Consider the following 6232-nt stretch of genomic DNA (forward strand, 5'->3'; position numbering starts at 1 on the left):
GTGGGCGAGACGATCAGGATGCCGCCCGCGTACCGGCGCCGGTCCTGGTAGAGCAGGTAGGCCGCCCGGTGCAGGGCGACGGCGGTCTTGCCGGTGCCGGGGCCGCCCTCGACGTAGGTCACGGAGGCGGCGGGGGCGCGGATCACCAGGTCCTGCTCGGCCTGGATGGAGGCCACGATGTCCCGCATGGTGTGCGTACGGGCCTGGCCGAGCGCGGCCATCAGGGCGCCGTCGCCGATGACCGGCAGCTCTCCGCCGTCCAGGGACGCCTTCAGCTCCGGGCGCATCAGGTCGTCCTCGACGCCGAGGACGCGGCGGCCCTTGGAGCGGATCACGCGGCGGCGCACGACCCGGCCGGGATCGACCGGGGTGGAGCGGTAGAAGGGCGCGGCGGCGGGGGCCCGCCAGTCGATGACCAGCGGGGCGTAGTCCTCGTCGAGGACGCCGATGCGGCCGATGTGCAGGGTCTCGGCGATGTCGGCGGTGTTGTCGGGACGCACGGCGCCCTCGGCGGGCTCGACGGCGGTGTAGGCGCCGTCGGGTCCCTTCTTGCCGTCCTTGCCGGGCAGCAGGTCGATCCGGCCGAAGAGGAAGTCCTCGAACTCGTTGTTCAGCCGGTTGAGGTGGACGCCGGCCCGGAAGACCTGGGCGTCCCGCTCGGCGAGGGCGCCGGGCGTGCCGACCTGGCCGCGCCGGGCGGCGTCGTGCATGAGGAACTCGGCCTCGTGGATCTTCTCCTCGAGGCGCCGGTACACCCGGTCCAGGTGTTCCTGTTCGACACGGATCTCCCGGTCGCGAACGGAGTCGTGAACCGAGTCGACCACGGTTTCCTGTTGAGCCTGAGCGGCCACCGGGCCCCCTTCTGACGTGCTGGGCAGCCGTCAACCGTACGCGAAAGGGGCCCCGTGAGGCTACGGGCCCGTCCGGCGGATCCCGCCGGACGGGCGCTACGCGTCGACCTCGACCAGCCGCTTGCCGTCGAAGGTCATCACCTCGAAGTGATCGATCTCGTTCGGCTCGAACGCGGCGCCGCCGTGCACGTACAGCGGCTGCCTGGCCTTGTCCGACTTGGCGTCCGGCAGGCCGTAGCCCCAGTCCGGGACGGACCAGGACGTGACGGTCTCCCGCTCGCCGTTCTTGCCGACGGCGATCAGCGAGCACTTCTGCGGGCCCGTGACGTTCTTCAGCTCCAGGACCGCCTGGGTGCCCCAGGCCTTCTCCTCCAGTGCCACGGTCGCGGAGACCTTGGTGCCGGGATCGGTGGCCGAGATCTTGTCGGAGGTGCGGTCGAAGGCCTCCTTCGCCGGGTTCGCCGCGAGCGTCCGGTTGGTGCCGCCGCCACTACCGCCCCCGTCCCCGCCGGTGGTCGCCACGGCCACGAACGGTCCGCTGACGATCAGCGCGCCCGCCGCGGCCACCATGTAGAAGTTGCGGCGGCGCTTCCTCGCGCGGCGCTCGGCGACCTCGTCGACCAGCTTCTCCACCACGCGCGGACTCGGCCTGGCGGACAGCGACTCGCCGATGGCGGGCGTCCCGGCACCGGGCAGGTCCGCGAGCGCGGCCAGCATCGGTTCCATGCCCGCGAGTTCGTCGAGCTGCTGGGCGCACCACTCGCAGGTCGCCAAGTGCGCCTCGAAAGCGGTTGCTTCGGCGTCGTCGAGAATGCCGAGGGCGTAGGCGCCGACGGTCTCGTGTTCGTTCGGCACCGGTGATCCCTGCATGGCTCCAGACATACCCGCACCGCCCGTGCCGAATCCCTGATTTCCCCCGTACACACTCATCACGCCGTCACCCCCCGCTCCTCCAGTGCCAGCTTCATCGAACGCAGGGCGTAGAACACCCTGGAGCGGACGGTACCGCTGGGTATGCCGAGCGTCTCCGCCGCCTCATTGACGGTACGCCCCTTGAAGTACGTCTCGACGAGCACCTCCCGGTGGGCAGGGGTCAGGTCGTCGAGTGCGTCCGACAGCGTCATCAGCCACAGCGCCTTGTCGATCTCGTCCTCCGCGGGGATGACCTCCAGCGGCGACGGATCGACCTCCTGCGGCCGGGCCTGCCGGCTGCGGTGGCCGTCGATGACGATGCGCCGGGCGACCGTCACCAGCCAGGGGCGTACCGAACCGGTCGCCCGATTGAGCTGACCGGCGTTCTTCCAGGCACGGATGAGCGTCTCCTGCACGACGTCCTCGGCGCGCTGCCGGTCTCCGGCGACCAGCCGCAGGACATAGGCCAGCAGGGGGCCGGCGTGCTCGCGGTACAGCGCACGCATCAACTCCTCGTCGGGTCCCGGGGGTGGGGACATGCGATGTCGGGCCCTCGATGCACGGTCATTGGCCACGACGGAATCCTTGCGCACGCCCACCTCCGAAGTCCGGGGGATCCCCCAGCCGGTCGCTCGACAACCGGTACGGACCCGGGGCGTCGGGTGTTCAAAGAGGGGGGCGGTTTTCTGCGGGACGGCGTGACGACCGGGACACGGGGTCACCTTCCCCCCGCTTCTCCTTCACGCTTCCGGCACGGCGACGGGGCGGGTGCGCCGCCCGTGGGGCGCGGACGGCGAACGGCCCGCGAGGGACGCCACTTGGCGTCTCGACGGGAGCAGCACGCGGGAACCGCGCGGGGGTGGCGGCCGTGCCGGGACCCGGGTGCCTCAGGTGCGGGCGAGGGCGGCGCGGCGGCGGTGGCGGGCCACGCGTTCGCGGTTCCCGCACACCTCGCTGGAGCACCAGCGCCTCCTGCGGCCCCGGGAGGTGTCGAGGTACACGATCGGGCAGTTGTCGCCCTCGCACTGCCGCAGGCTCGCGCGCGCGACGGGGTCGGTGAGCAGGTCCACGGCATCCCGCGCGACCGCCGCGAGCAACGCGGCGCGGCCGGGCGGACCGTCCAGACGGCGCGTCAGCACGCCGTCGTCGCCGGGGACCGCGCACAGGGCCGGGGGCGCCGCGCGGGCGAGGTCGTTGACCCGCGCGAGCGCGAGGTCGTACGAGGGGACGCCGGGCGCCGCCCGGCCGCGCACCAACGGGCCGAGCCGGCCGCGCAGTTCGCGGAAGGCCGCCGGCCACGAGGGGTCGGCGTGGGCCAGCGGGGTGCCCGCCGGGACGAGTCCCGAGCCGGTGATCCAGGCGCGCAGCACCTCGACGGAGTCGAGCCGTTCCACGGGGTGCGTGGTAGCGAGGAGATCCAGACAGACCCGCCCGGTGTCGAACCGCAGTTCGTGGGGCGCCGTGGCCGTACCCAGTGCCATGTGCCTGTCACCGCCTAGGGTTTCACCCCGGTCGCGTGGGGGCCGGGGCGACGCGCGTGAGGGGCCGGGGAATCCTCCCCCTACAGTGCCTGCCCGCTCCCGCGCCCGGAACCCCCCGCACGGCACCCTCACCCCGCCGGGCCGGCCACCCCGCTCAGGCGTCCGCGTACTTCGACTCCGCCTGCGGGTCCAGGGCGAGCCGGTAGCCGCGCTTGACGACCGTCTGGATCAGCTTGGGGGCGCCGAGGGCGCTGCGCAGGCGGGCCATGGCGGTCTCCACCGCGTGTTCGTCGCGGCCCGCTCCCGGGAGCGCGCGCAGCAGGTCCGCGCGGGCGACGACCCAGCCGGGCCGCCGGGACAGCGCCCGCAGCAGGGACATCCCGGCCGGCGGTACGGGCCGGAGCTCGCCGTCCACCAGGACCGCGTGCCCGCGGATCTCCACCCGGTGCCCGGCGACGGGCAGCACGCGGGCCCGGGCGGGCAGTTCCTGGCAGAGCAGCTGGACGAGGGGGCCGAGCCGGAAGCGTCCGGGCTGGACGGTGTCGATGCCCCGGGCCTGCAACGGCAGCGCGGTGACCGGGCCGACGCAGGCGGGCAGGACGTCGTGGCCGAGGGCGGCGAGCAGGTCGGCGAGCAGTCCGCGCTCCTCGGCCCGGGACAGCAGGGACGCGGCGGCGGGCGCGCTGGTGAAGGTGACCGCGTCCAGGGTCCGGGAGACGGTGGCGTCCAGCAGCCGGTCGACGGGGCCGAGGTCCTCCGGCGGCAGCCACCGGTAGACCGGCACCCCCACCACCTCCGCTCCCCCGGCCCGCAGCGACTCCACGAACCCGGGCAGCGGCTCGCCGTGCAGCTGTACGGCGATGCGCAGTCCGTCGACGCCCTCCTCCAGCAGCCGGTCGAGCACCTCGGCCAGGGACTCCGAGGCCGGCGACCACTCCTCGGTCAGTCCGGCGGCCCGGATCGCGCCCTTCACCTTGGGGCCGCGCGCCAGGATCCGCACCCCGCGCAGCCTCGCCAGCAGGTCCTCGCCCAGCCCCCAGCCGTCGGCGGCCTCCACCCAGCCCCGGAAGCCGATGGCGGTGGTGGCGACCGCGATGTCCGGGGCCTGCCCGATGATCTCCTTGGTGGCGGCCAGCAGCTCGCTGTCGTCGGCCAGCGGCACGATCCGCAGGGCCGGGGCGTGCAGCACGACGGCTCCGCGCCGCTCGAGCAGCGCGCCCAGTTCGTCGGCCCGGCGCGCCGCGGTCACCCCCACGGTGAAACCCGCGAGTGGCCCGTGGTCCGGTCGCTGTTCTTCCTCGTACATGGCTCTCGTCCCGCTCGGGTCGGCGTCCTGCGCGGAGTGCGGCTCCGTCTCCATGCCGATCGAGCCTGTCAACGATCCATGACAGGCTCGGTTCGGCTTCATGTCACCAGTGTTACTTCACACCTCGGCATAGGTGAGCTGCGGCTTCTCCTCCGAGGCGGTGCTCGTGGCGGTCGCCCGGGCCGCCGGGCGGCGAAGGTATACGGCCCAGGTGACCACGAAGCAGACCGCGTAACAGGCGAGGAAGGCGACGAACGCGCCGGTGCCGGAGCCGTGGGAGAGGAAGGACTGGCGGAAGGCCAGGTTGATGCCGACCCCGCCGAGCGCGCCCACCGCGCCGATCAGCCCCATGGCCGCCCCGGACAGCCGGCGCCCGTGCGCGGCGGCCTCCTCACCGCGCAGCCCCCGGGCCAGGGCCTTGGCCTGGAAGATGCCGGGGATCATCTTGTACGTCGAGCCGTTGCCGAGGCCGGTCAGCACGAACAGCACCACGAACGCGACGGTGAACAGCACCAGCGACTCCCGCATCGAGGCGGCGATCAGCACCGCGGTCGCCGCGCCCATGGCGACGAAGTTCCACAGGGTGATCCTCGAGCCGCCGTACCGGTCGGCGAGCCAGCCGCCCACCGGGCGGATCAGGGAGCCGAGCAGCGGGCCGATGAAGGTGACGTACGCGGCCTGCAGCGGCGTCCGGCCGAACTGGTTCTGGAGCACCTGCCCGAAGGCGAAGCTGTAGCCGATGAACGAGCCGAAGGTGCCGATGTAGAGGAAGGACATGATCCAGGTGTGCGGGTCCTTCGCGGCGTCCCTGGCGGCACCGGTGTCGTTCCGCACCGAGGCGAGGTTGTCCATGTACAGCGCGGCGAGCACGGCGGCGACGACGATCAGCGGGATGTAGAGGCCGAGCAGCACCCGCGGCCCGCCGCTCGCCCCGATGATCGCGAGGGCGGCGAGCTGGATCACCGGGACGCCGATGTTGCCGCCGCCGGCGTTCAGGCCGAGCGCCCACCCCTTCTTCCGCAGCGGGAAGAAGGCGTTGATGTTGGTCATGGAGGAGGCGAAGTTGCCGCCGCCGATGCCGGCCAGCAGACCGACCAGCAGGAAGGTGGAGAAGGACGTCCCCGGCTCCATCACCGTGAACGCGGCCACCGTGGGGACGAGCAGCAGCCCGGCGGAGATGACCGTCCAGTTCCGTCCGCCGAAGACCGCGACGGCGAAGGTGTACGGGATGCGGACCACGGCGCCGACCAGCGTGACCATGGACGTCAGCAGGAACTTGTCGGCCGGGGTGAGCCCGTACTCCGGGCCCATGAAGAGCACCAGCACGGACCACATCGTCCACACCGAGAAGCCGATGTGCTCGGACAGCACGGAGAAGAGGAGGTTGCGGCGGGCGACCTTCTCCCCGGTCGCGTTCCAGAAGGTCTCGTCCTCCGGATCCCAGTGCTGGATCCAGCGGCCACCCCTGCTCGGGGGTGCGGGGGCCGGGCTTGCGGCTGTCATGACGCCTCCACTGTTCTCCGGGGTGCGGACGGTGCCGCGAGGGGCTGGTCCCGAAGGTAGGGAGGGAGCGTTTCCGGTCTGTGGCCCACGGTGACCGGCGGGGAACGTTGCTCTCACCTCCGGCGGGGACGGGATGAGAGGTGCCCGGCCCCGCGCGGTGGGGTCAGCGCCGCGGGGGC

Annotated in this window: 5 protein-coding genes and 1 pseudogene; all 6 read right to left on the bottom strand. The window is 72.8% G+C overall.

The window, feature by feature from the left end; all coding sequences use genetic code 11:
* Nucleotides 1–851, bottom strand: a pseudogene (locus RIM90_RS21430) (helicase); the annotation flags it as partial.
* A 96-nt stretch (nucleotides 852–947) separates the two neighbouring features.
* A complete protein-coding gene (locus tag RIM90_RS21435; RefSeq protein ID WP_309062366.1) occupies nucleotides 948–1706 on the bottom strand; it encodes a zf-HC2 domain-containing protein in 759 nt (252 codons plus the stop codon).
* A 74-nt stretch (nucleotides 1707–1780) separates the two neighbouring features.
* Nucleotides 1781–2362, bottom strand: coding sequence for a sigma-70 family RNA polymerase sigma factor (locus tag RIM90_RS21440; protein ID WP_309062367.1), 582 nt, complete (start codon nucleotides 2360–2362; stop codon nucleotides 1781–1783).
* A gap of 288 nt (nucleotides 2363–2650) precedes the next feature.
* On the bottom strand, nucleotides 2651–3244 hold the full coding sequence (locus RIM90_RS21445) for a CGNR zinc finger domain-containing protein (RefSeq protein ID WP_309062368.1): 594 nt from the start codon (nucleotides 3242–3244) through the stop codon (nucleotides 2651–2653).
* Between the two features lie 154 nt (nucleotides 3245–3398).
* The gene (locus RIM90_RS21450) at nucleotides 3399–4550 is read right to left on the bottom strand and encodes a uroporphyrinogen-III synthase (RefSeq protein WP_309062381.1); all 1152 of its coding nucleotides are present in this window, start codon (nucleotides 4548–4550) and stop codon (nucleotides 3399–3401) included.
* Between the two features lie 117 nt (nucleotides 4551–4667).
* Nucleotides 4668–6053 (bottom strand): nitrate/nitrite transporter, encoded by a 1386-nt coding sequence (locus tag RIM90_RS21455; RefSeq protein ID WP_309062369.1) that lies wholly within the window; start codon nucleotides 6051–6053, stop codon nucleotides 4668–4670.
* Nucleotides 6054–6232: the final 179 nt, after the last annotated feature.

It is taken from the genome of Streptomyces sp., assembly GCF_031181555.1.
GTDB classification, from domain to species: domain Bacteria; phylum Actinomycetota; class Actinomycetes; order Streptomycetales; family Streptomycetaceae; genus Streptomyces; species Streptomyces fimbriatus.

What these genes read in the sequence shown, in the direction of transcription:
- RIM90_RS21445 (WP_309062368.1), bottom strand. Translation starts at nt 3,244, where the DNA reads ATGGCACTGGGTACGGCCACGGCGCCCCACGAACTGCGGTTCGACACC.
- RIM90_RS21450 (WP_309062381.1), bottom strand. Translation starts at nt 4,550, where the DNA reads ATGTACGAGGAAGAACAGCGACCGGACCACGGGCCACTCGCGGGTTTC.
- RIM90_RS21455 (WP_309062369.1), bottom strand. Translation starts at nt 6,053, where the DNA reads ATGACAGCCGCAAGCCCGGCCCCCGCACCCCCGAGCAGGGGTGGCCGC.